25 protein-coding genes and 1 tRNA gene are annotated in these 21,203 nt (G+C 64.7%); 13 read left to right on the top strand and 13 right to left on the bottom strand.

Going from position 1 to position 21,203, the window contains the following annotated elements; translation table 11 throughout:
• Positions 1-7: 7 nt before the first annotated feature.
• Positions 8-1,129 carry an AI-2E family transporter gene (locus FGF80_RS17375; protein ID WP_138655404.1) on the top strand — a complete coding sequence of 374 codons (1,122 nt, stop codon included), beginning with the start codon at positions 8-10 and terminating at the stop codon, positions 1,127-1,129.
• Positions 1,130-1,243: 114 nt separating this feature from the next.
• Here the strand turns inward: FGF80_RS17375 and FGF80_RS19665 are convergent, their stop codons facing one another.
• Both FGF80_RS19665 and FGF80_RS17360 read right to left on the bottom strand, forming a co-directional pair.
• Complete coding sequence (locus FGF80_RS19665; protein WP_238705315.1) at positions 1,244-2,095, bottom strand: halocin C8-like domain-containing protein; 852 nt, start codon at positions 2,093-2,095, stop codon at positions 1,244-1,246.
• 214 nt (positions 2,096-2,309) lie between these two features.
• Positions 2,310-3,119: a helix-turn-helix transcriptional regulator gene (locus FGF80_RS17360; protein WP_138655398.1), complete on the bottom strand. Its 810-nt coding sequence runs from the start codon at positions 3,117-3,119 to the stop codon at positions 2,310-2,312.
• Between the two features lie 310 nt (positions 3,120-3,429).
• On the opposite strand from FGF80_RS17360, the gene FGF80_RS17355 reads away from it, so the two are divergent.
• On the top strand, positions 3,430-3,642 hold the full coding sequence (locus FGF80_RS17355) for a hypothetical protein (RefSeq protein ID WP_049908000.1): 213 nt from the start codon (positions 3,430-3,432) through the stop codon (positions 3,640-3,642).
• Positions 3,643-3,649: 7 nt separating this feature from the next.
• Here the strand turns inward: FGF80_RS17355 and FGF80_RS17350 are convergent, their stop codons facing one another.
• Positions 3,650-5,254, bottom strand: a complete 1,605-nt coding sequence (locus FGF80_RS17350; RefSeq protein ID WP_138655396.1) for a hypothetical protein — start codon at positions 5,252-5,254, stop codon at positions 3,650-3,652.
• A 13-nt stretch (positions 5,255-5,267) separates the two neighbouring features.
• Positions 5,268-5,477, bottom strand: a complete 210-nt coding sequence (locus FGF80_RS17345; protein WP_238705314.1) for a hypothetical protein — start codon at positions 5,475-5,477, stop codon at positions 5,268-5,270.
• A gap of 381 nt (positions 5,478-5,858) precedes the next feature.
• Between FGF80_RS17345 and FGF80_RS17340 the strand changes: the two genes are divergently transcribed.
• Positions 5,859-6,431 (top strand): DUF5518 domain-containing protein, encoded by a 573-nt coding sequence (locus tag FGF80_RS17340; RefSeq protein ID WP_138655394.1) that lies wholly within the window; start codon positions 5,859-5,861, stop codon positions 6,429-6,431.
• A gap of 68 nt (positions 6,432-6,499) precedes the next feature.
• Here the strand turns inward: FGF80_RS17340 and FGF80_RS17335 are convergent, their stop codons facing one another.
• The 3 genes from FGF80_RS17335 to FGF80_RS17325 all read right to left on the bottom strand — a co-directional run bounded on the left by FGF80_RS17335 (position 6,500) and on the right by FGF80_RS17325 (position 9,068).
• Positions 6,500-7,810, bottom strand: coding sequence for an ABC transporter permease (locus tag FGF80_RS17335; protein WP_138655392.1), 1,311 nt, complete (start codon positions 7,808-7,810; stop codon positions 6,500-6,502).
• Positions 7,807-8,613, bottom strand: coding sequence for an ABC transporter ATP-binding protein (locus FGF80_RS17330; RefSeq protein ID WP_006184983.1), 807 nt, complete (start codon positions 8,611-8,613; stop codon positions 7,807-7,809). The genes FGF80_RS17335 and FGF80_RS17330 overlap by 4 nt, the downstream gene beginning before the upstream one ends.
• A gap of 140 nt (positions 8,614-8,753) precedes the next feature.
• Positions 8,754-9,068 (bottom strand): hypothetical protein, encoded by a 315-nt coding sequence (locus FGF80_RS17325; protein ID WP_138655391.1) that lies wholly within the window; start codon positions 9,066-9,068, stop codon positions 8,754-8,756.
• Between the two features lie 336 nt (positions 9,069-9,404).
• On the opposite strand from FGF80_RS17325, the gene FGF80_RS17320 reads away from it, so the two are divergent.
• The 3 genes from FGF80_RS17320 (at position 9,405) to rpiA (ending at position 11,976) form a co-directional block, all read left to right on the top strand.
• Positions 9,405-10,343, top strand: coding sequence for an ABC transporter ATP-binding protein (locus FGF80_RS17320; protein WP_006184981.1), 939 nt, complete (start codon positions 9,405-9,407; stop codon positions 10,341-10,343).
• Positions 10,340-11,182 (top strand): ABC transporter permease, encoded by an 843-nt coding sequence (locus tag FGF80_RS17315; protein ID WP_138655389.1) that lies wholly within the window; start codon positions 10,340-10,342, stop codon positions 11,180-11,182. Before FGF80_RS17320 ends, FGF80_RS17315 begins: the two co-directional genes overlap by 4 nt.
• Before the next feature lie 86 nt (positions 11,183-11,268).
• Positions 11,269-11,976, top strand: a complete 708-nt coding sequence (gene rpiA / locus FGF80_RS17310; RefSeq protein WP_138655387.1) for a ribose-5-phosphate isomerase RpiA — start codon at positions 11,269-11,271, stop codon at positions 11,974-11,976.
• 21 nt (positions 11,977-11,997) lie between these two features.
• Here the strand turns inward: rpiA and FGF80_RS17305 are convergent, their stop codons facing one another.
• Both FGF80_RS17305 and FGF80_RS17300 read right to left on the bottom strand, forming a co-directional pair.
• On the bottom strand, positions 11,998-12,441 hold the full coding sequence (locus tag FGF80_RS17305; RefSeq protein ID WP_138655385.1) for a hypothetical protein: 444 nt from the start codon (positions 12,439-12,441) through the stop codon (positions 11,998-12,000).
• Between the two features lie 8 nt (positions 12,442-12,449).
• Positions 12,450-12,911, bottom strand: coding sequence for a hypothetical protein (locus FGF80_RS17300; protein WP_138655383.1), 462 nt, complete (start codon positions 12,909-12,911; stop codon positions 12,450-12,452).
• A 136-nt stretch (positions 12,912-13,047) separates the two neighbouring features.
• Here FGF80_RS17300 and fni point away from each other — a divergent pair, with 136 nt between their 5' ends.
• On the top strand, positions 13,048-14,109 hold the full coding sequence (gene fni, locus FGF80_RS17295) for a type 2 isopentenyl-diphosphate Delta-isomerase (protein WP_006184975.1): 1,062 nt from the start codon (positions 13,048-13,050) through the stop codon (positions 14,107-14,109).
• A 108-nt stretch (positions 14,110-14,217) separates the two neighbouring features.
• On the opposite strand, the gene FGF80_RS17290 is transcribed toward fni, so the two are convergent.
• Positions 14,218-14,385, bottom strand: coding sequence for a DUF1931 family protein (locus FGF80_RS17290; protein ID WP_004267503.1), 168 nt, complete (start codon positions 14,383-14,385; stop codon positions 14,218-14,220).
• A 646-nt stretch (positions 14,386-15,031) separates the two neighbouring features.
• Here FGF80_RS17290 and FGF80_RS20015 point away from each other — a divergent pair.
• The 4 genes from FGF80_RS20015 (at position 15,032) to FGF80_RS17265 (ending at position 18,011) form a co-directional block, all read left to right on the top strand.
• Positions 15,032-15,181, top strand: coding sequence for a DUF7563 family protein (locus tag FGF80_RS20015; RefSeq protein ID WP_006184973.1), 150 nt, complete (start codon positions 15,032-15,034; stop codon positions 15,179-15,181).
• Positions 15,182-15,260: 79 nt separating this feature from the next.
• A complete protein-coding gene (locus tag FGF80_RS17275) occupies positions 15,261-15,509 on the top strand; it encodes a GIY-YIG nuclease family protein (protein WP_006184972.1) in 249 nt (82 codons plus the stop codon).
• A gap of 95 nt (positions 15,510-15,604) precedes the next feature.
• The gene (locus tag FGF80_RS17270) at positions 15,605-16,540 is read left to right on the top strand and encodes a hypothetical protein (RefSeq protein WP_138655565.1); all 936 of its coding nucleotides are present in this window, start codon (positions 15,605-15,607) and stop codon (positions 16,538-16,540) included.
• Positions 16,541-16,616: 76 nt separating this feature from the next.
• Positions 16,617-18,011, top strand: coding sequence for a phosphoglucomutase/phosphomannomutase family protein (locus FGF80_RS17265; RefSeq protein ID WP_138655379.1), 1,395 nt, complete (start codon positions 16,617-16,619; stop codon positions 18,009-18,011).
• A gap of 87 nt (positions 18,012-18,098) precedes the next feature.
• Here FGF80_RS17265 and cysE read toward each other — a convergent pair whose 3' ends face one another.
• From cysE to FGF80_RS17250, 3 genes are all read right to left on the bottom strand, one after another.
• Positions 18,099-18,614 carry a serine O-acetyltransferase gene (gene cysE / locus FGF80_RS17260; RefSeq protein ID WP_006184969.1) on the bottom strand — a complete coding sequence of 172 codons (516 nt, stop codon included), beginning with the start codon at positions 18,612-18,614 and terminating at the stop codon, positions 18,099-18,101.
• 198 nt (positions 18,615-18,812) lie between these two features.
• Positions 18,813-19,481, bottom strand: a complete 669-nt coding sequence (locus tag FGF80_RS17255; RefSeq protein WP_006184968.1) for a metallophosphoesterase family protein — start codon at positions 19,479-19,481, stop codon at positions 18,813-18,815.
• Between the two features lie 204 nt (positions 19,482-19,685).
• Complete coding sequence (locus tag FGF80_RS17250; protein WP_006184967.1) at positions 19,686-20,276, bottom strand: IMP cyclohydrolase; 591 nt, start codon at positions 20,274-20,276, stop codon at positions 19,686-19,688.
• 109 nt (positions 20,277-20,385) lie between these two features.
• On the opposite strand from FGF80_RS17250, the gene FGF80_RS17245 reads away from it, so the two are divergent.
• Entirely contained in the window at positions 20,386-20,943 is a 558-nt protein-coding gene (locus FGF80_RS17245; RefSeq protein WP_138655377.1) for a homing endonuclease associated repeat-containing protein, read from the top strand.
• Positions 20,944-21,074: 131 nt separating this feature from the next.
• Positions 21,075-21,147 (top strand) — tRNA-Gln (locus FGF80_RS17240).
• The last annotated feature ends 56 nt before the right edge of the window (positions 21,148-21,203 follow it).

Below are 21,203 nucleotides of genomic sequence, written 5' to 3'. Positions count from 1 at the left end.
CACCGCTGTGACAGGATCATCGACCGGACCGGCGAGTTCGAACGGCCGGCGACGATACGTCCTCGCTGGAATCGTCGTCGCCCTCGGCGTCCTCACGGGCGGTATCCTGCTCGACGTTCTCGGGACGATCCTCTTTGCGCTCACCGTCGCCTACGTCCTTCTGCCCGTTCAAGGCTGGCTCGTCAGGCGCGGCCTCTCCGAGTGGACCGGCGCGCTCGCGGCGACCGTCGTCGGCTTCGTCGCCGCTATCGCGGTCTTCGCACCGATCGTCGTCGCGCTGTATTTCCGCATCGAGCAGGTGCTCGACGCCGTCAAGGCCCTCCCTCGAGAACTCTCCGTGACGGTGCTCGAGGCGACGTACACCGTCGAAGCCGGGGAGATACAGGCGCTTGCGATCGACTATCTCAGCGACGCCGCGACCTCGTTCGCGCTGGCGCTGCCGGTGCTCGGGATCAAGTTCGCGCTGTTTATCGTTCTCATGTTCGGCCTCCTGCTCAAGGGTGACGAAGCGGGTCGAGCCGCCGTCGCGCCGATTCCCTACGGCTATCGTGATGTCGTCTACGCGCTCACCAAACGGGCCCGCGAGACGCTGTACGCGATTTACGTCCTGCAGGTCGCGACCTCGATCGCGACGCTTCTCGTCGCGTACCCACTGTTCCGACTCCTCGGCTACGAGGCTGCACTGACGCTTTCGATCATGGCCGCCGTCTTACAGTTCGTCCCCATCATCGGTCCGAGTATGCTCATCGCCCCTATCACGCTCTACCACGTCGCGGTCGGCGACCTCGTCGCGGCGACCCTGATCGGCGTTTTGGGGCTCGTATTCGTGGCCTGGCTGCCCGACCTCGCCGTCCGACCGCGGCTCTCCCGCCGGTCGGCCGGCCTACCCGGCAGCCTCTACTTCGTCGGCTTTACCGGCGGGCTCTTCACGCTCGGCCCGATCGGCATCGTCGTCGGGCCGCTGATCGTCGCGGTCTTCGTCGAAGCCGTCGACCTGCTCGCCGACGAAGTCAACGGCGACACGACGTTTACCGAACTCGTCGAAGCCGACGACCAGGAGCCGCCAAACGCGGCTGCCGATACCGAGACGACGTTCGAGGACTCGAGTTCGCAGGCCGTCGACGACTGACCGGGAGCGGTGGTGTTCGAGCCGTCCCGCTACCGGACAGCCGTCCCCATCACGTCGCTCGTTCCGGAACGGAGGGTTCGCTGCGACCGGTTCGAACTCGTCGTAGCGAGCCGTCTAACAGAGCCCCGCTCGATCACAGGCCTCTTCGGCGACCGCGTCACCGCAACCGCTGTACTCGTCGGCGACAGTACAGACGATTTCAACGAAGCCCAGACAGCTGAGCCCCGCGACCGGAATAGTGATACCGAGGAGCCCGCAGATGAATCCGCCGGCGGCGCTACAGCCGATGGTACAGACCTGACCTGCGGCGTATTTGCAGGCGCTACAGCCCGTGATATCGATATCTGTCGGGGTGGGTGCGGTTCCCGAGGGACTGTTCTCGTCTACGTCGATCTCGCTGTTTTGCGCTTCTCGGATCGCGTCCGTATCGACGGAAATGACCGTCGCTCCGTCGGACGCGGCTGCGGACCGCACCCCGTCGGTTTCCGACGCGTTCGTCGGTTCGAATCGGTGCACCTCGTTGAGGACACCGTCGTCGGTTTCGTAGTAGTAATCGAGATTAGCGACTTCGATCTCACCGCTGTCGGGATTGCGACCGATGACGATGCTAGCCTCGGCGGCGTCCGTCATGTTCTCGAGATCGTATTGGACGACCTCTCGAGCGAAGTTCTCTCCCCGGGCGTAGCCGGCAACGATGCTGTCGGAATCGGATCGGATCTGCGCCCCGTCGGCTCGAGCGCGCTGTGCGAGTTCGCGGAACGCGGGTGTCTTCGCGAGTTCGCGGGCGAGATTCCGTTTTTCGGTGCCGGTGAGGAGTTTCGGCTCCTCCGCCTGCGAGATCCGGTCCGCCGCGGCGGCCATTCCCGTCGACCCGGCGGCGAATAGCCCGGCGGCACCGACGGTTTTGAGGACATTTCGGCGGTTAATTCGACCATTATCTTCTGTCGCGTTATTATCTTCTTCCATTAGTACAATTTACACTAGGTGTTATAGAATATTGATAGTACTTCCTCCTCATCCAACGGTGAACGCTGTCCGTGCAGTCGGTGCTCGGACGTAGCGGGTCGCTCAGCAGTTGGGCTTACCGGAAGACACCGTCTGCAACGCAGTTGTGACGCGTCTCGTCGGGGCGGCCGATGCCCCGATATCAGTTCGTCGGTCTGATCGCGACCAACGAGGATCAGTACGTCTCGATTCGATTCTCGTGCCGCTTGAACGATGCGTACCGCTCTTTCATCCACCGTCCGATATCGGACGACAAATTGTCAATCCGTAACACCCCGTGTATCCCGCTTTCGTCGTTGTACGCGACGATCATACATCGATGCTCACCGATGCAGATTCCGTACGACGGATACTCGTTGATCTCGATCATCTGCACCGTCTCCGACCGCTGTAACGCATCGAACTCGGTCGGTTCGGTCTCAATGACCGTTTCGAAACACTTCGTCGGCCCGACGATTTCGATGTCCGTCGCCGACTCGCGTTGGGCGAGCACGGACGTGTATTTCGGGTTGATCGCCGGAACGCACAGCTGCAGTCGGTCCGCGCGTTCGATGAACGACGTAAACTCGTTGACAGCCGCGAAGGGCACGTCGAACCCGTTTACCACGATTTCGCCCGCCGACAGCACGTCCGCGTCGATTGGGAACCCCCGTGGGATTTTCGAACGAAACGATCCGAGCTTCGCCGCGGATTCGATGTCCCGCAGCAGGTCGGCGAAACTCGAGAGAACGAGTTCCCCTCCCGGCGTGAGCTCGTATACCTTCCCGCTTCGTTTCGTGATCCAATCCCGCTCCTGTAACTCCCGGAGGTTACGTCTGAGCGTCGTTCGATGGACGTCGATTCTCTCTTCTAACTCGGACTGCGCGTGGGGTGCTTCCGAGAGTACTTCCAGTATTCGAAGCCGGTCCCGTGTTCCGGCCAGGGATTGCACGTCTCTGTACGCGTCGTTTTCGCGTCCGTCTTTGCGTTCGTTTTTGGGTTTCATACGCGACAAGTACGATCATCGTGTTCTCCGTCACTGGTTCTGTATCGTCCGCACCGTTGCTGGTCCGATGACTGTTACAATCAATCGCTGCCCTATGACTTCAGTACGCTGCCATATATTATATACCTTTCCTGAATACTATAACGACAATAAACACTCCCTCGTGATCGGCAGTCGCCCGTTCCTCGAACTGCTCCGTGACCCATACTCGTTTTCCGTTGCAGTTGACCGGCAGGCTCTCGATGTGGACTGAATCAGACTGAGGGATAGATCCATTAAATTAATTACCTCTGGCAATAGATATTCTGGTATGAATCGGCAGACATCGCTCCCGGTCGCGGTCCTCGTCACCGGTATCGCAGCCGTCTGTACGCTGGTGATCGCAACCGGCTTTCTCGACCCGGACTGGATGCTCGAGACGCTCGGGCTCGAACTCTACCTCGGTTCGATCGTCGTTCTGCTCGGGTGTGCCGTTCTCTCGTTTTACTTCGACCTCGCCGGCACGCTCCGCCGGGAACTGTAGTCACCGCTCACTCGAGCGTATATCGATCGAACCGCCGTACCGCCGCTCGATAACAGCCGTATCCGATTCCACCTTCCAAGGAGAGCCACACCAGTACCGACGCGCCCTGAGCGATCGTTGCTGCCGCGCCGTCGTGCAAAAGGAGCCGTGGACCGACGAGAGCGCCGACCCCGATCAGTCCGAGCGACAGTACGGTCATCGAGTAGACCACGATCGCCGACAAACTCGGCGGGACCACGGCCCGCCGACGGCTGACCCGTATCGCGCCGAACCGGGGAAAGCGCATGCCGACGGCGAGTGCGATCCCGATGGCGGCCGCTCCGTGAACGCCGACCCAGAGACTCAGTCCGAGCGCGAGCGGAAGCGCCGATGTCGTGATGCTGACCGCGCTTCCGACCGCGACGAGCAGCGGAACGCCGACGAGCGCGCTCGTCAGTGCGGTTCCCCGCACGAACTGGCTCCCGTCGACCGGCGATGTCAGCGTCGCCGGTAACGCCCCTCCGTCGTCACCGAGCGGATTTAGCGTCAGGACGCTCCCGACGACCCACGACCCGAGGAGGCCGACGGCGATCGGAAGCAGGGACCGTCCGGTCGTCGACCGTGCCAGATCGACTAGCAACCACGCGGCCCCGAGCAGCGGGAGGCCGAGATGCGAGAGACGGGTCGGGTCGCGTTTTACTCGGCGGAGCGATCGCCACGCGACGTACCGCGTCGGACGGTCGATCCATCCTCGCAGGCGAGGGAACGGCCGTGATCGCTCGCCCGGGGCCGCGACTCCTCGATCGTTACCGCCCGCTCCTACTTCGCCGAGCCAGAGCTGCGTTGCGAACCGCTCGGTTACCGTCGCGCCCGCGTAGCCGATCGCGACCGTCCCGAGCACCGCGCCGAAGGCGCGGGCCTGGCTCGCCGCGATCGGCGTCCCGACGACGAAGAGGTCGCCGTACCAACTCGTCGGCAGCCCCGCGGCCAGCTCCGGGGTCGTACTCAGTCGTGTCATCACCCCGGCGACGACGAGCGCGCCGAAGAGGGCCAGCCCGCCGGCCACGTACCCGGTCTTCCAGCGGGCGCGGCGACCCCAGACGGCGACCGCGGCACCGATCGCAATGCCGGCGCAGACGCTGCTCGTCAGAAAGAGGACGGTAACGAGCGGCAGTGTCAGGATCGGAACGGGCGTCCCGGCACCGGTGGCGAATCCGATACCGAGGATGCCGACCGGGAGGACGACGAACGCGAGTCCACGCAGGAACTCCGCGAAGAGAACGCCGATCGTCACCGCTCTCGGTCGAACGCTGGTCAGCACCAGCGATGGGGCGTCGATATCGATCGTTCGGACCGCCGCTCGCTGGCCGAACATGAGAGTACTCGACAGCCACAGCAGCGTCACGAGCAAACCCACCGCCGGCGGTAGCGACGGCTCGGCTCGAGCCGCGAGGTCGGCCGTTCGACCCTGGACGACCAGCGCCATCAGTCCGAGATAGAGCGTCCCGAAGAGAGCGGCACCAGCGAGCAACGCGAGTCGGACGCGGTCCCGCTTGAGCGTCCGCCAGTCCCGCACCACGTCGACGTATCCGATCCGCAGTCCATGGACGAGAGTCCGATCGTGTCGTGCCATTCCTCGGAGACGACTACGAGCTGCCGTATTTCATTCCGCCGTAGTATATTACCCCCATGAATACACCGGAAGCGATTGCTTCGATGAACGATGGGTCCTCTCCGTTATAGATGTTGAACCCGATTCTGATAACGAAAACGACGAGCATCGCGATGACTGCGTGAAGAAGATAGTTTTCTTTCAATACTCCATTCAGCCGTCCGAGCATGGTTGGTTCTGTCATCGTTGTTGGGTCCACGGTGATCGGTCACTGCTCGCCGGGTCCACTATCGCCCGCTCGAGTCTTCCTGCGGCTACACTGCGTTCGCCGTCGGCGGTCGAGAACTCGACCGTCTCGGACCGCGGTGAGTGGTTTCGAACCGACCCATCGGCGCTTGCTGACGCCGTCCGGCCGGGTCGAGAGTCCCTTCTCTGTGGTGGCCTGATCATGTCTCATAACCCACATTTGGGTTCTCACCACCAGGTCATATGTCTTCTGGTGATACTGAACAGCTACGAACTGAAGCTGCCACCGACCGGCGGGTACCCTTCGAGACAACCGTTTCCCCTGTCCATTTACGCCGTTCTCCGCCACAATTTTCACCGGTCCCGTCGTCCGTTCGGCATGGTCAGCACTCGCACGTTCGTCAACGCGATCATCGGTGCCGTCGTCGGCGTCGCGCTCTCGTTTATCCCCGGCTCGACCGTCCTCGGCGGAGCCGTCGCGGGCTTTCTCGAGGGACCCGACGGACGGGCGGGAACGATCGCGGGCGTGATAGCCGGATTCGTCATGTTCCTCCCGATCGCGACCGGAGGGGCCCTCGTCTTCGGGTTCCTCGGGTTGGGACTCCTCGGCGGCGTTCCGGGCGGCGGCATCGCCGTCCTCTCGATTTTCGTCGTCGTCGCCCTCCTGATCGTGCTCGTCTACACCATCGGGTTCTCGGTGCTCGGTGGCTATCTGGGTGCCTACCTCGCGCGCGAGTATCCCGAGAAACGACGGCGGACGCGGGACACGATCGGCTTCTCGACGGCGTCGGAGCGCCCGTCCCACGCTGCCGATGTCCCGCCGTCCCCGGACCGCGATCCCGAGACGACGCGGGGGTGGGACCGCGACGGACGGTCGGATCGGGACCCGTCGGCCGGGTCCGACGGGGATCGCTACCCGGACCGTGACCGAGAGTACGAGTCGGATCGGTGATCACGACTGTGATCGATGCCAGCCGCTCCGACCGCCGAAAGCGATGCTGAAGCGCTTTGTACGACGGGTTACTCGTATCTGAGCGCATCGATCGGGTCCGTTCGCGCGGCCCGCCAGGCTGGATACAGGCCGGCGAGAATCCCGACGAGAACTCCGACGCCGATCGCCAGCGCCACGTACTCGAGAGGGTAGACCAGCGGCAGGTCGATGTACTGTGCGCCGAGATAGCCGCCGAGCAGCCCCAGCCCCGTTCCCAGGATCGCGCCGATGACGCCGAGGATCACCGCTTCGGTCAAGAAGAGCCCGAGTACGTCGCGGTTCTGCGCGCCCACGGCTTTCATGATGCCGATCTCCCGGGTCCGTTCGGTGACGCTGACGAGCATGATGTTCGCGATGCCGATCGAGCCGACCAGCAGGGAGATGGCCGCGATGCCGACGATGAAGTTCCGGAGCAGAGCCAGCACGTCCTGGAGTTGCTGGAGCAGTTCCGTACTCGTCTGGAACGTGACCGCGAGATCGTCGCCCAGCAACTCGCTCGCGTCGGACTGCTCGCTCTCGAGGTAGGCGGTCGCGCTCTCGCGGGCGGCGTCGATATCGGACTGGGCGGCGGAGTCGGCTTCGATAATGATCGCGAGGAAGCGGGCGTCACCGGTGCCGGTTCCGTTTTCACTGCCGGCACCGGTATCGTTCCCGCTTCCATCGCTCCCGCCGCCGATTCCCAGTCCGGCCGCCTGCTCCACGTAGTAGGGGTCCGTCGGCACGTAGACCCGCGGCGAGGATTCGAAGCCTTCGAACGGACTCTGTCCCTCGCTGGTGTCGGTGATGCCGACCACCTCGAGCGTCGTGCGCTCGCCGCCGAGGATCGTCACCGTGAGTTCGTCGCCGATAGTGACGTTCTCCTCGAACTGGTTCGCCGCCGCGGGATTGACAACCCCCTCGCGGTCCCCTCGCTCGAATTGCCTGCCCTCGGCCAGCCTGCCCTCACGGATGTACGACGGCCCCGTGGCGATCAGTCCGTTCCCCTGTGCGACCGTCTCATTGCCGTTCGAGATCGCCTGTGTTTGAATCGTCGCGTACCCGTAGGCCGCCGCCACGTCCGGTTGCGACGCAACCGAGTCGAGGTCGTCCGGGGTGAACACCGGTTGGGCTCCCGCCAAGGGGCCACCCTCGGTGTCGGGATCGGCGGCCCAGCCGTAGACGTTGCGCCGGTCGTCCGGGCTGATGTCGCCGATAATGCCCGCCTGGAGGCTGGCACCCAGCGTGACGAACGCGATCACCGCCGCGATGCCGATCACGATCCCCAGCGTCGTCAGCGCCGATCGGAGCTTGTGACCGCGAATGGAGCGCCACGATAGACGCAGGCTCTCGAGCGGATTCATTCGGAATCGGCCTCCCGACGTCCCGTCGGCGACCCCGTCTCGGAATCGGCGTCCGCGTCGGGTGTCGTCTCCGTCCCGCGTCCCGGGTCCACTGCCGACCCACCGTCATTGCCGCGCTCGAGGTCCTCGATCCGTTCGATTGTCCCATCGAGGAGGTGGACGATGCGGTCGGCGCGGTCGGCGACGTGTCGCTCGTGGGTGACGACGAGCATCGTCGTCCCGGCCGCGTGAAACTCGTCGAAGAGGTCCAGAATGTCCGCTTCGGTGTCGGTATCGAGGTTCCCCGACGGTTCGTCGGCCAGTACGATCGCCGGGTCGTTGACCAGTGCTCGCGCGAGAGCCACCCGCTGTCGCTGGCCCCCCGATAGTTCGTTCGGCAGGTGCTCCGCGCGGTCGCCGAGGCCCACCCGCTCGAGCAGGTCCCGCGCCCGCTCCCGGCGTTCGGCCCGATCGATACCCTGGAACAACTGCGGCAGGGCCACGTTCTCGAGGGCGTTCAGCCGCGGCATCAGATTGAACGTCTGGAAGACGAACCCCACCTCCGTCCCCCGGAGCCGCGTCCGTTCGCGGTCCTCGAGTTCGCCGACCGGCCGGCCGCCGACGACGACCTCGCCCGCCGTCGGCGTGTCCAGACAGCCCACGAGGTTCATCAGGGTCGACTTGCCGGACCCGCTCGGTCCCATGATCGCGGTGTACGATCCCCGCGGCACCGCGAGGGAGACGCCGTCGAGCGCGTGAACGGGTTCGCCGATCCGATAGGTCTTGCGGACGTTCTCGAGGGCGACCGCCGTCTCCCGTGCCATGCAGGATCGTCCACGGACGATTCAAAAAAAGTTCGGCGCAACAGCATGGGCCGCAAACGAAGCGGGGCCGCGGCCGTCCGGTCGTCGATGCGTCCGTCCGGTCGTCGATGCGTCCGGATCGGCGTCGAGCCGATCAGCGACTACCAGTCGCCGCCGGCGGCTCCGCCTTCCTGTACCGGTTCCGGTTGCGTTTCGTTGCCCCGAACGATGACATACGCGATCAGGACGATGATTCCGACCGGAAATACGATGAACAGCGTCGCCGCGACGCCGATCGCCCACAGGAGTTCGTTGTTCTCGCGCTTCGAGGCGTCTTTGTACACCCAGTATCCGGCACCGGCCGCGATTAGCACACTGATAATGAGCCCGATTATCAGCCCGACGAGGGTCGCCGTGGAGTCGACGTTGACGGCTTCGCCGCCGGCCTGCAGCGGGAGGAGGGCGAGTTGCACCATCACACCACCCCGTTCGACTCGTCCATCGATCGACCGTCGGGTTTCCAGTGTCGATCGCTACCGCTTCGATCGATCGAACGCGACGTGAGTACTCTCATATACAAGTGATGATAATCGAATAGGTGTTATATTTCTTTCTCACTTTTTCCATCAGTGATATACTAGATCAAGCACGAAACGACGACGCCACCCAGTCGATACCGGCAGACGCCTCTCCGCTCAGTGGCCGGCGACGGGCAATGCTACCGCTGGCGCACTCGTCCACTCGGCGATCGGTTGCGATGGGGTCCCAAGCAAGGTATTTATATCCGCACGTAAATAACTTGGATAATTAACGTGACCGCGATCGATATCTCCGGCGTGACGAAACGATACGGCACCGAACTGGCACTCGACGGACTTGACCTCACCGTCGAGAGCGGAGACATATACGGCTTTCTCGGCCCCAACGGCGCGGGCAAGTCCACGACGATCAACCTCGTGCTCGATTTCATCCGGCCGACTCGCGGCGACGTCCGCGTCTTCGATCTGGACGCACGATCGGATAGCCTCGAGATCCGCAAGCGGACTGGCATCCTTCCCGAAGGGGCCACGCTGTACGACCGCCTGACCGGTCGCCAGCACGTCGAGTTCGCGATCGAATCGAAAGCGGCCGACGACGACCCCGACGAACTCCTCGAGCGGGTCGGAATCGCCGACGCCGCCGGGAAGAAAGCCGGCGGCTACTCGAAAGGGATGGCCCAGCGGCTCATGCTCGCGACGGCCCTTGTCGGCGAGCCCGATCTGCTGATCCTCGACGAGCCCTCGACCGGCCTCGACCCGAACGGGGCCCGCGAGATGCGGGAAATCATCCGTGAGGAGAACGCCCGCGGTGCGACCATCTTCTTTTCCTCGCACGTTCTCGGGCAGGTCGAGGCGGTCTGTGACCGCGTCGGCATTCTCCGTGATGGCCACCTGATCGCCGAGGACACCATCGACGGCCTCCGCGACTCGATGCCGACCCAGACCCGGCTCCGCGTGACGCTCGACCGCATCCCCGACGATTCCGCGGCCGCGCTCGCGGCGATCGAATCCATCGACGGCGTGTCGTCGGTGGAGCCCGAGGGCCGGACCCTCATCGTCGCCTGCGAGGACCGCGCGAAGACGACCGTACTGCGGCGAATCGAGGAGCACGGCGTCTCAGTCGAGGACTTCGAAACCGACGACTCCTCGCTCGAGGACCTGTTCGTCGCCTACACCTCGGACGCGGCCGGCAGTGCGGGGGTGATACAATGAGTGCGATCATCGTCGCGAAGAAGGATTTCCGGGATGCGATTCGGTCGCGCGTGCTGATCGGGTTGACCGTCCTGTTCGCCCTGTTTACCGTCGGCGGCGCGGCCCTCGCATCGTGGCTCTCGGGACTGTCCGACGACGCCAGTGCCCAGTCGACGATCGAACTGGTTCTCACTCTCCAGGCACCCGCCGGGTTTCTCGTCCCGATTATCGCCCTGATCGTCGGATACGGTGCGATCGCCGGCGAGCGAGAGAGCGGCAGTCTGAAGTTCCTGCTCGGTCTCCCGCACCGCCGTCGCGACGTCGTTCTCGGGAAGGTGCTCGGCCGGACTGGCGTCGTGGCCATTTCGATCTTCGTGGGCTTTACCATCGGCCTGCTCGGCCTCTTCGCGTTCGTCGGTTCGGTCTCGCTCACCGATTACGTCGCGTTCACCGCCGTGACGATACTGTTCGGACTCGTCTACGTCGCCATCGGCGTCGGGCTCTCCGCGATGACGCGGTCGACGACCAGGGCGGCGGTCGGTGCGCTCTGCGTCGTGATCCTGTTCAAAGTCATCTGGGGGATCGTCGGCACGATCCTCCTCTATGTGATCGAGGGGACGTTTCTGATGGAGTCACCACCCGGCTGGTACTTCGTCTACAACGCGGTATCACCGGACGCCGCCTACGGCTCCGCGATCGGGGCCGTGCTGAACCAGTCCGGTCCCACGGTGGCCAGCGCGTACGACATCTCGACGCTGCCGCTCGTCGCCGAGCCCTGGTTCGGGTTCGTCATCCTCGCGGTCTGGGCCGCCGTCCCGATCGGACTCGGCCTCTGGCGGTTCGACTACGTCGACCTCTGATACGGTCGGCCATAGCGGCCAACCGGTAGCGCTACGGGCCGGGCGGAGGTGCAACGTTTTTCTCGCCGCCGCTCGCTTGCACACCCATGAAGACGGACGGCGGTTCCGATGCAGCGAAACGGCGCGCCGGTGAACGGGCGGTTGCGGACGTCGAGAACGGATTCGTGGTCGGACTCGGCACCGGGTCGACGACCGCCCACGCCATCCGGGCGATCGGACGGGCGATCGACGACGGCCTCGATGTCCGGGGCATCCCGACCTCGTTTCAAGCCCGGCAACTGGCGCTGGAAGTCGGGATTCCCCTGACCGATCTCGACGCCGTCGACGGCGTCGACCTCGCGATCGACGGTGCCGATCGGGTCGTCGACGCGCCCGATGCCACCGCTCATGGCGCGCTCATCAAGGGCGGCGGCGCGGCCCATGCGCGCGAGAAACTCGTCGATACGGCGGCAGATCGATTCGTCGTCGTCGCCGACCCCTCGAAGCTGACCGCCCGACTCGAGCGCTCGGTCCCCGTCGAAGTGCTCCCCGACGCACACACCGTCGTCGCGGACCGCCTCACCGAACTGGGCGGCGAGGCGACCCTCAGAGCGGCCGAACGAAAGGACGGGCCGGTCGTGACCGACAACGGCAATCTGGTGCTGGACTGCGAGTTCGGCCCGATCGACGACCCCGACCGACTGGCGACGCGACTCTCTACGGTTCCGGGCGTCGTCGAACACGGTCTGTTCGTCGGGATGGCCGACGCGACCTACGTCGGCACCGAAGACGGCGTCGACGTTCACCAGTACTGAGCCGACTCGACAGTTCGTCCTCTACGATGCCCGGTAAGTTTCTGCCGCCCCGTCGCGTCGAGGCGCGTCCGAGTCCGTCGGCGTATCGACCGGCGTCGCGAACAGGCCAGCGAGCAGGGAAACAACGCCCAACAGGCGTGTCAGCGGGACAACCCATCGTTTCAGCTCGAGTTCATCCGCGTTCTCGTAGGCCAGATGAAGGTTCATCTCGACGACCGATTGCGGGACCTGCGCCATCACGATCCCGGCGGTCGCGAGGACGGCTTTACTGCCGGCCGGCAGCCCCTCCTCGCGGCCGACCAGCCAGACGAACACGACTCCCTCGAGCCGAGCGATCGGGACTGTCCGTGATCGCAGCTGTCCGTCCTCGGGGTTCGAAAACGCGAGGCGTTCGCCGAACCGGATGACACGTCTCGGGGCGAGTAGTTCGAGCACCCCGACGCCGATCACCAGTGCTCGTCGCATGTCGAGAGTCACCGCGAAGGGAGTCGGCTTGCCGACTGTGCCGAGTCGTCTGTACTCTCGGTAACTCCGCTGTTGCCGGCCGATTCGGTGCCCGGACTCCGTGAGAGCAGGGTCACGATCAGATAGAGCACACCCAGCAGCCGCGCCGCGGGGACTACCCACGGCTGTAACTCGAGCCGGTCCGTCTCGGCGTAGACTAGGTGCTGGCTGAGTTCGATTATCGGCCGGGGAACCAGGACGAGCGTCAGTCCGACACTCCCCAGCAACGCAGAGACGAGTGTCGATCCTTGTCGGCCGCGGACGAGCAACCAGACGAAGACGAGTCCCTCGATCCGGGCACCCGTCAGCGCCAACGGCCGTCGCTCGATCTCGCCGGAGTTTCGCAGCCCGATCCGCTCGCACAGCCCGATAATCGGCTCCGGTTTGAGGATCTCGATGATCCCGAAGCCGAGCAGGAGTTTGCGCAACATGTGTCTCACACCTCCCACGGCGCGTGACAAAAACCTCGAGCCGGCGGCCGGCGGATCGGCGGTCGTGGCGTCGATCGCAACGCGGAATAGACAGCTTTTCAACACGGACACGCGACCCTTCGGAGGAGACGGTTCAATGCCCGAGACATCCGATCGAAAAGACGACCACATCCGTATTATCGAGGAAGAAGACGTCGAGACGACCGGTGCAGGCTTTACCGATATCGACCTCGTCCACGAGGCGCTCCCGGAGGTTCACCGCGACGAGATCGAGACGACCGTGGACCTGTTCGGACACGAACTCGCAGCCCCGATCGTTATCGAGAGCATGACCGGGGGACACCCGAACACCACGAAACTAAATCGGACGCTCGCGGACGCCGCCGAACGCACGAACGTCGCCATGGGCGTCGGCAGCCAGCGTGCCGGCCTCGAACTCGACGACGAAGCGGTCCTCGAGTCGTATACGGTCGTCCGAGATGCCGCCCCGAATGCCTTCCTCTACGGAAACGTCGGTGCGGCCCAGTTGCTCGAGTACGGCGTGGACGACGTCGAGGAAGCCGTGGAGATGATCGACGCCGACGCGATGGCGATCCACCTGAACTTTCTGCAGGAGGCCGTCCAGCCTGAAGGCGATGTCGACGCCCGTGGGTGTCTCGCAGCGATCGAGCGAGTCGCCGACGAGCTTTCGGTGCCGGTGATCGTCAAAGAAACGGGCAACGGAATGTCACGAGAAACGGCGACCCGGCTCGCCGACGCCGGCGTCGATGCTGTCGATGTCGCCGGTCAGGGCGGAACGACGTGGTCGGGAATCGAGTCCCACCGAGCAGCCGCGGTCGGTGCCGAGCGACAGGAAGCGATCGGCCGCCTGTTTCGCGCATGGGGCGTCCCGACAGCGGTGAGCACGCTCGAGGCGGCGACAGTCCATGATTGTGTGATCGCAAGCGGCGGCGTTCGCTCCGGGCTGGATATCGCCAAGGCGATCGCGCTCGGGGCCCGTGCTGGCGGGCTCGCGAAACCGTTTCTCGGGCCGGCCGGGCAGGGTGTCGACGAGGTCGTCGAACTCATCGAGACGCTCGTGTTGGAACTGCGGACGGCGATGTTCGTCACCGGTTCGGCGTCGCTTTCGGACTTACGGGACACGGAATACGTCGTGCTCGGACGAACGAACGAGTACATCGACCAGCGCCGCCGCTAAGTGCGTTCGTGCGGTCCGTCTCGGGGTGAGGCGGGCGCTCACTTCTCCGGTCGGCGATGCTAACCGCTATCGACGTAGCGGCCGAAAAAATCGCGGTCCAATCGTGCCTTACAGGTCGCGGGGCTGGACCGTCTTCCGGTCGTTAGCCTCTGCGCGACGGGCGGCGTCCTCGAGGAGCTCGTCGACTTCCTCGTCGAGCGCGTCGTAGAAGTCCGAAGCAACGTTTTTGTCATCGAGCGCTTCCTTGACGGCGGCTTTGACGATAAGATCTGCCATACGATCTACTCGTTTCGCGTTACCTCATATAATGCTTTTGGTTAGTCGTAGAAATACGGGGGTTGCAGCGGTTCATTCGCCCGTTTCGATCCCCGTCACCACCGGAAAGTATATGTTCGATGAGCACCCGTCCGGCATTTCGCGGCTCTTCGAGCCCGGCATTCGGCTCGCGCGCGGCCCTCTGGGGCTCGTACGCGCGTTCAGCGATACCGAGTCACTGGATCTCCGTCCCGTCTCGGCCGACCGGGTCGACGGAGTCGAGTGCGTCGGCCCTCGAGACCGTCCCCGACGGTTCGCGTGACGACGGCTCAGTACGAGCCGCCGTCGCTCGACGCGATGGTGGCTATAGTCGCAACTGACAGTCACTGCACACCTGATCGCAGGACGGGGTTGCGATCAGTGTGTCACTCGTTTCAGTTGCGACCATGTCCCTGGCGGGACCGGTCGACACGCCGGTCATCGGCATTCCAGTCTCGAGCGGGCAGGCGACGCTGATCGCTCGAGCGATCGATGCGGCACGTGACTGCGTAGCGTGCACCATTTCGGAAAAATACTTTCCACAACGGAAAAGCCAAACAGTGTATGGAGAAGGCTATTTATCCGTTCGCCCAGTAGTCGGTAGTACCGGCTCCGGCCGGTGTGACTAATGCCCAAGTGTGATCACTGCGGCGCGCACGTCTCCGAACGGTTTGCACGCGTTTTCGCCGACGAACACGGTGAAATCCATGCGTGTGTCAGCTGTTCGGCCAACGCGGGAATCGCAGAAGCCGCGAAAGAGCGCGCCCGCGGTACCTGACCTCGGAGTGACGCGGATCAACAACCACGCGCCCCCACGGACGAGACGCTTTTTACGTTCCCACGCCTGGCCACGACCGATGGCCGATCACGTCGTCTACGTTCTCGAGTGTGCCGACGGCTCGCTGTACACCGGCTACACGACCGACCTCGAGCGGCGCGTCGCCGAACACGACGCCGGCGAGGGAGCGAAATACACGCGCGGACGGACACCGGTCGAACTCCGCCACCGTGAGACGTTCGACTCGAAATCGGCCGCCATGTCCCGCGAGTACGAAATCAAACAACTGAGTCGCACCGCGAAGGAACGATTGGTCGGCCTCGAGTGAGCCCCCGTTCGATGTCCCCGTCCGTCGCGTCGACCATTATCTCACACATCCACTCCGAAAAATAGATACACACAGGTCGTGATAGTATGACCGAGATGCAACTCGATGTCGTCGACGACCTGAAACAGCCCGAGTACACCGGTGAGAACCGGTGTGAGCCCTGTACCGTGTTGAATCTCGTCATTGCGGCGGTGGTCGGCTCGGTCATCGCGCGGAAGTCCCGCCTCGGCGGGGTACTCGCCGTGGGGGTGTCGATCGCGCTAATCTATCTTCGGGGGTATCTCGTCCCCGGCACGCCGACGCTGACCAAGCGGTACCTCCCGCCGGAAGTGCTGCGCTGGTTCGGCAAGGAGCCCGATCCGGCGGTGGCGAGCGGCCTCGGCACCGTCGACTCGACCGATCGCCCGGCAGCCGGTCGCGAGACCACCTTCGACGAATCCGATGCCGTCGCGTCGACCGACACCGACGCCGTTGGCGACGAGTCGACCGCCGACACCGACGAACCCGCCGTCGCCGACCTCGAGACGTTCTTCCTCGATCACGATGTCCTCGAGCCCTGCGCGGATCGGGACGACCTCTGTCTCACCGACGAGTTCGAGACCGCCTGGTTTGACGAGATCGACCCGCTCTCCGAGTCCGGCGTCGATGTCGATGCGGCCGTCGACGCGTTCGGATTCGACGCCGATCCCGACGAGTTCGAACTCGAGACACGCGGTGAGAGTCGCGCCCTGCTGTCCAGTGCCGGCGGAGCCGGCCGCTGGCCCTCTCGAGCCGCCCTGATCGCGGATGTCGCCGCGAGTCGGGCCCTCGAGACGTGGATGGACGACTGGGACGCCTTCGACCCCGAAACGAAAGGCGAGGTGCTCAACGGACTCCGGATGTTCCTCGAGACGTGTCCGTCCGGCGGTGACGTCCGGATGGGTGAGGAAGTCGTCGAATCCTGCTGTACCTCCCACGAGGTCGTTGCCGTCACCTGCGAGGAGACCGGCGAACGGCTCTTCGAACAGCGCCTCACTGATGTCGACGCCTGACTCCGTCGGCGATCCATCGCTTGCGGTTCCCGTCCGCCAGCGTCGCTTTTTTCGCGGCCGGCAATGACCACAGGGTATGGAGACGATCAGCTTCGGTACCGACGGCTGGCGGGCGACGCTCGCGGAGTTCACCGTACCTCGCGTTCGAATGGTGGGACAGGCGGTCGCGACGTACCTCACGGACACCGGACTCGAGGGACCGGTCGCGGTGGGGTACGACGCCCGCGAGAGTTCGCGGGGGTTCGCCGAGGAACTGGCGCGAGTGCTGTGTGCGAACGGGTTCGACGTGTTGCTTTCCGACCGTGATCGGCCGACGCCGCTGGTAGCCCATGCGATCGCCGACCGCGACCTCGCTGGCGGGTTGGTGATCACCGCCTCGCACAATCCGCCGGAGTACAACGGCGTGAAGTTCATCCCCGCGGACGGCGCGCCGGCCCTGCCGGCCGTCACTGACGCCATCGCGGATCGCCTCGCCGACCCCGATCCGCTTCCCGAGAGCGAACACGGAACGGTTCGCGACGTCGACTTCGCCACCCCTCACGCCGACGCCGCCCTCGAACTCGCCGCGTCGATCACCGGCGGGACCGATATATCCGAACTCAGCGTCGCCTACGACGCCATGCACGGGAGCGGGCGCGACACGACCGACGCCTTGCTGGAGCGCGCGGGTGCCTCCCTCGAGCGCTATCGCTGCGAACGAGACCCCGAATTCGGCGGCGGCTCGCCCGAGCCCGCTGCAGAGAACCTCGACCGCCTGATCGCGACCGTTACCGACGATACCAGCGGCGTCGATCTCGGTATCGCCAACGACGGCGATGCCGATCGCCTCGCGATCGTCACGCCGGAACGCGGCTACCTCGACGAGAACCTCTTTTTCGCCGTACTGTACGATTTCCTCCTCGAGGACGCGTCGGGCGCGGCTGTCCGGACCGTCTCCACGACGTATCTGATCGATCGGGTTGCCGAGGCCCACGGCGAGACCGTCCGTGAGGTCCCGGTCGGCTTCAAGTGGGTCGCCGAGGCGATGGCCGAGGGCGACGCGCTGGTCGGCGGCGAGGAATCGGGCGGCTTCACCGTTCGGGGCCACGTCCGAGAGAAGGACGGGGTCCTGATGGCCCTGCTGGCGGCGCTGATGCACGCCGAAGCGCCCCTTGACGACCGGGTCGACCGACTGCTCGCCGAACACGGTACCGTCGTTCAGGACAAGCGCAGCGTCGACTGTCCCGACGACGAGAAATCGCGGGTCCTGGCGGCGCTCGAGGACGCGATCCCCGAGACCGTCGCGGGAACCGCGGTGGAGAACGTCAACACCGCCGACGGGTTCAAACTCCTGCTGGCCGACGGCTCGTGGCTGCTGGTTCGGCCGAGCGGCACCGAGCCAGTACTGCGGGTCTACGCCGAAGCCGAGGACGAGGAGCGGATCGGGGAGTTGCTCGAGGCGGGCCAGGAACTGGTCGCACCGCTCGTCTAAGCGTCGGTTGGCGGCGTCGGTGGGGCCCGGGGCTGACGGAGTCAGCACCGCGCTCGAGCCGCGGATCGTCGCGGTCCGTCTCCTCGGTCAATCGACTCGCTCGGCCGGAACCCCGACGACGGTCGCGCCGGGTTCGACGTCGCTCGTGACGACCGAGCCGGCACCGACGGCTGCGTCCGCGCCGATCGTGATGTCCCCCAGCAGCGTGGCGTTCGCGCCGAGCTGTGCCCCCGTCTCGACCGTCGGATGACGTTTGACCGGTTCGTTCGTATCGCCGCCGAGCGTAACGCCGTGGTACATGTGTACGTCGTCGCCGATTTCGGCCGTCTCGCCGATGACGACACCCATCCCGTGGTCGATCGTTACCCGGCGGCCGATCTCGGCGGCCGGGTGGATCTCGATCCCGGTCAGCCAGCGGGCGAGGTGGGAACACAGCCGTGCGAGCAGCCGACAGCTAGCCCCGTGAGACCAGCAGCGATGGGCGAGCCGATGCGCCCAGATCGCGTGTAACCCCGGGTAGCACAGCAGGACCTCGAGCCACCCCGTCGCGGCGGGGTCGCGCTCACGCATCGCCCGAACGTCCTCACGCATGCGTCCGAACATCGCTTTCCGTCGTCGTTCTCATGGGATCGATTGCGATGCGCCGCCGGCCTCGCGTCGACGGCCGACGCGCCGAGCGACAACACCGACCCACGGCGTGTCGAGGATCGTTCCGGGCGGTACACGCGGTGGAGCCGGCAGATACCATGCCCGAACGTAGCAGCGGGGTGAGTGTAAAAAGATTCGTTTCCGAGGTCGCTATCACTGTCCACGGGCGAGCCGGGTCCCGATTCGCTTCGGGAGCCCCGCGTCCTCGACTGCCGCCTGAACGGCGTCGATATCGTACTCGACGCGGTGGGTGTCGACCGTCATCGCGTCGAGATCGAGGACCGCGTAGCCCGCTCGCGGGTCCCCGTCTCGCGGCTGCCCGACACTCCCGGGATTGACGACGATCCCCGCCGCGAACTGCCGCGCGCCCTGCTTGTGAGTGTGCCCGAGCACCAACACGTCCTCGTCGCCCAGCAGTCGCGGCGAGAACTCCTCGGGGTACGTGTACCGGGTGTACCGATCGGGATCGTCGGGATGCCCGTGGACGAGTTTGACGCGGCCGTCACACTCGCGGCGCTCCGTCGGGAGGCCGGCGAGCCACTCGAGTTGCGCCTCGGAAAGCCGCCGGTCGGCGTGGTCGATGCCCGCCTTGGCCATCCCGTTGAACCGGAACGGCGTCTCCCCGACGACGGCGGCATCGTGGTTTCCCATCACCGTCGGCACGTCACGCGCTCGCAGCTCGTCGACGCACTCCCCCGGCCAGGGGTTGTAGCCGACGACATCGCCCGCACAGCACAGTTCGTCGACCGGCGGCATGTCCGCGAGGACGGCCTCGAGCGCGACCCGGTTGCCGTGAATGTCCGAAACGAGTCCCACCTTCATGCACGACAGTAACAGTTGCGAGGGGTTTGTAGGTTGCCGAATCGACAGCACCCGCGTGCGGTCCGCGACCCGCGCTCTGACGACCGGGATGCCGAACGCCGCGATTTCGGTCGCTGAATACGGAGTCGCGCCGCCCGACGCGTTCCCGCAGTGACCGGCGATGGGCGACCCAGTCCTGCGCTACGGCTCACCCGGTCGCCGTTCTCAGTCGCCGTTCTCGATGGCCGTCTCGAACCCGTCGTCGGTCCGGGCGACGCCGGCCGCACAGACCGCGTGTTCGAACTCGTGATCGTAGACCTCGCTGGCGGCCGCCTCGGCGGTCTCGGCCTCGAGGTCGAACGGTTCGGGCGCGTCCGTCTCGTAGGTCGCGACCAGCGTCGGCTCGTCGACGGTCTCGACCAGCAGGGCGTCCTTGCGAACGGTGCCGATCAGGGCCTCGCCGCCGTCCCCGATCGTCGCCGCGATGCGGGGCGTGTCGTAGTCGTCCTTCTCGTAGTCCAGCGCCAGCAGGCTCTCCGCGAGGGCGTCGCGTGCGGGGTAGCCCAACTCGAGTTTCTCCGCGATCGGATCGACGTGCGAGCCGTTGCCGAAGGCGGCCGTCTCGCCGGTCGGCGTCTCGACGACCCGCAGGCAGTTGTAGGAGACGTACGGGTTGTCCGTTTCCGGGGCGTCTTCCGTGGGTCCCACGGTCAGGGCCTCGTCTCGAGCGGTGAGTTCTCGGTTCGGGAACGATCGTGAGGAGACGCGGTACGCTCCGACTTCGGGGCCGACGACGACGAATCGTCCGACGTACATACTCGGGGGTGCGCGGGTAAGGGGAAAAGGGATATCGGTTCGCACTCGAGGAACGATCGCTGCCGGTATCGTCCTGTACTTTATATGGGATTGCGCAGCGAACGGCGGTGTGACGACGGAAGCGGACTGTCTCGAGGCGCTGCAGGAGGCCACCGAACGACTGGGTGAGTCACCGACGAAAGCACAGTACGAGGAACTGGGATTGACGCCCGCGTCCGCGACGATCATTCGGACGTGCGGCGGCTGGAACGATGCGAAAGAGATGGCGGGACTGGAGACTGCGTACTCGAGGGGATCTCGAGTCGGATCGAAACCAGACGAGATTGATCTTCCCGAGGGAACGTCGTGGAAAGAGCTGTCCGTCGACCAGCGGTGGCATTATAAAAATGCCGACTGGAATACCGAGCGCTCGCTCGAACGACGGGCATCACACAGGGCGTGGGCGAACGAACTTCAGCGAGCGAATGGAGGCTGTGTTCGTTGTAGCGAGACGAATCCCGTCTGCCTCGACTTCCATCACGTCGACGAAGAACAGAAGGAAATGGCTGTCGGGAAGATGATCGCCTTCGGATACGCGAAAGATCGAATCCGAAACGAGATCGAGAAGTGTATCGTTCTCTGCGCAAACTGTCATCGGAAAGAACACTATAACTCACTCCACCCCTGATTAGCGGTGTATCCGGCTCCGATACCGGACTTCGGCTGTCGGTTTCGAATCGCGACCGAGTTCGTAACACTCTAATACGGAGCCCAACTATGGTGTAGTACACCGTCGGAAGCGGGACCGACGAACCGATCAGTCCATTAGGGTAGCGGCCAATCCTGAAGCCTTCTGGGGGCTTCGACGCTGGTTCGAATCCAGCATGGACTACTTCTCTTTCGTTTCACCTCGAGCACTTCACCAGCTCCGTCTCTCCGTTTCCAGTT

This window comes from Natrinema pallidum, assembly GCF_005890195.1.
Classification (GTDB): Archaea; Halobacteriota; Halobacteria; order Halobacteriales; family Natrialbaceae; genus Natrinema; species Natrinema pallidum.
Note: the sequence above shows the minus strand (reverse complement) of the source record. Positions and strands in the feature narration are given on the sequence as shown.

Coding starts and splice junctions, on each gene's coding strand:
- FGF80_RS19665 (WP_238705315.1), bottom strand. CDS start 2,095: ATGGAAGAAGATAATAACGCGACAGAAGATAATGGTCGAATTAACCGC.
- FGF80_RS17360 (WP_138655398.1), bottom strand. CDS start 3,119: ATGAAACCCAAAAACGAACGCAAAGACGGACGCGAAAACGACGCGTAC.
- FGF80_RS17355 (WP_049908000.1), top strand. CDS start 3,430: ATGAATCGGCAGACATCGCTCCCGGTCGCGGTCCTCGTCACCGGTATC.
- FGF80_RS17350 (WP_138655396.1), bottom strand. CDS start 5,254: ATGGCACGACACGATCGGACTCTCGTCCATGGACTGCGGATCGGATAC.
- FGF80_RS17345 (WP_238705314.1), bottom strand. CDS start 5,477: ATGACAGAACCAACCATGCTCGGACGGCTGAATGGAGTATTGAAAGAA.
- FGF80_RS17340 (WP_138655394.1), top strand. CDS start 5,859: ATGGTCAGCACTCGCACGTTCGTCAACGCGATCATCGGTGCCGTCGTC.
- FGF80_RS17335 (WP_138655392.1), bottom strand. CDS start 7,810: ATGAATCCGCTCGAGAGCCTGCGTCTATCGTGGCGCTCCATTCGCGGT.
- FGF80_RS17330 (WP_006184983.1), bottom strand. CDS start 8,613: ATGGCACGGGAGACGGCGGTCGCCCTCGAGAACGTCCGCAAGACCTAT.
- FGF80_RS17325 (WP_138655391.1), bottom strand. CDS start 9,068: ATGGTGCAACTCGCCCTCCTCCCGCTGCAGGCCGGCGGCGAAGCCGTC.
- FGF80_RS17315 (WP_138655389.1), top strand. CDS start 10,340: ATGAGTGCGATCATCGTCGCGAAGAAGGATTTCCGGGATGCGATTCGG.
- rpiA (WP_138655387.1), top strand. CDS start 11,269: ATGAAGACGGACGGCGGTTCCGATGCAGCGAAACGGCGCGCCGGTGAA.
- FGF80_RS17305 (WP_138655385.1), bottom strand. CDS start 12,441: ATGCGACGAGCACTGGTGATCGGCGTCGGGGTGCTCGAACTACTCGCC.
- FGF80_RS17300 (WP_138655383.1), bottom strand. CDS start 12,911: ATGTTGCGCAAACTCCTGCTCGGCTTCGGGATCATCGAGATCCTCAAA.
- fni (WP_006184975.1), top strand. CDS start 13,048: ATGCCCGAGACATCCGATCGAAAAGACGACCACATCCGTATTATCGAG.
- FGF80_RS17290 (WP_004267503.1), bottom strand. CDS start 14,385: ATGGCAGATCTTATCGTCAAAGCCGCCGTCAAGGAAGCGCTCGATGAC.
- FGF80_RS20015 (WP_006184973.1), top strand. CDS start 15,032: ATGCCCAAGTGTGATCACTGCGGCGCGCACGTCTCCGAACGGTTTGCA.
- FGF80_RS17275 (WP_006184972.1), top strand. CDS start 15,261: ATGGCCGATCACGTCGTCTACGTTCTCGAGTGTGCCGACGGCTCGCTG.
- FGF80_RS17270 (WP_138655565.1), top strand. CDS start 15,605: ATGCAACTCGATGTCGTCGACGACCTGAAACAGCCCGAGTACACCGGT.
- FGF80_RS17265 (WP_138655379.1), top strand. CDS start 16,617: ATGGAGACGATCAGCTTCGGTACCGACGGCTGGCGGGCGACGCTCGCG.
- cysE (WP_006184969.1), bottom strand. CDS start 18,614: ATGTTCGGACGCATGCGTGAGGACGTTCGGGCGATGCGTGAGCGCGAC.
- FGF80_RS17255 (WP_006184968.1), bottom strand. CDS start 19,481: ATGAAGGTGGGACTCGTTTCGGACATTCACGGCAACCGGGTCGCGCTC.
- FGF80_RS17250 (WP_006184967.1), bottom strand. CDS start 20,276: ATGTACGTCGGACGATTCGTCGTCGTCGGCCCCGAAGTCGGAGCGTAC.